Raw genomic sequence first — 952 nt, forward strand, 5'->3', positions numbered from 1 at the left:
CCCGCTGGCCGGGTGGGGCCGCTATGCCAGCGAATGAGTCTGGGGCTCTAGGCTCCTGTGCGCCGGGCAGAAAGCAAGCTTGTCCAGCGCGATCGATGTCGGTTGGTGTGGTCGGGGGTGGAACGCGGTCTTCGCTCCCTCCTTGAAAGACATTCAGCTGCTCACTGGTGAGAGGGCCGGGCTGTTCGTCCTGGCCAAGGATCAAACGCACTTGCCTTGTGATTGCCGCCTTGTCGGGCCCGCGGAACATGAGAGAGGTATCGGATCCACACTCTTTTGAGAACTGACGCGCCGACTTGTCAATCTCTTGCTTGTAGAGGAGTTCCTGCATGGCTTCTAAGATGCCACTGGCGCAAGCCGCTGCCTTGACGTTCGCTCGCGTTTGGCTATCGGCAATGATTTCCGTTATTTCAGCGACTTTGCTGGTCATTGACTTCTTGGACTGTTGAACTGCGCGGATCCTCGATTCGCCGTCCAGGGCTATGGAGCTCAGTTCCGCCCGAAGGCCAGTTGCCAGGCTGTGGGCCGACTCGTAAGCATGGTTCTTCGCTTCGTTCGCCTCTGCAGTAGATCGCGCCTGCTGAACTCCGGTTTCAAACGCGCTTCGCAAATAATCTGCGGTCTGCCCGCTTTGCTTTGCGAGGGCACCAGAGCGTATTTCCAGTAATTGGTCGCTATAAGAAGTAAAATTGGACCTTACTTCGCGACGGTTGATTGATGCTTGAACAACGTCGGAAACTGCGAGTTCACTAGGCCAGTGTTCGCCTACAAGCAGCTTGGAAAAATCGCCCCCCGGCAAGTCATTCATTGCATAGCTCCGAAACATTTGTCACCAGCAACTCGGCTTGTGCAAGACGTGACTCTTGTTCGGGGTCAGAATCTTGTGCGCCGGCCATATAGTTTTCGGCCAGGTCCATCATGACGGTCGATAATTCCTGGACAGCAGTTCCAA

At 55.7% G+C, this 952-nt stretch carries 1 protein-coding gene; it reads right to left on the bottom strand.

Features of this window, described 5'->3' with window-relative positions; genetic code table 11:
- Positions 1 to 808, bottom strand: an 808-nt coding sequence (locus A5643_RS18040; protein ID WP_156628540.1) for a hypothetical protein, incomplete at its 3' end; no start/stop codon positions are given.
- Positions 809 to 952: the final 144 nt, after the last annotated feature.

The organism is Mycobacterium sp. 1274756.6 (genome assembly GCF_001668625.1).
Taxonomy (GTDB): domain Bacteria; phylum Actinomycetota; class Actinomycetes; order Mycobacteriales; family Mycobacteriaceae; genus Mycobacterium.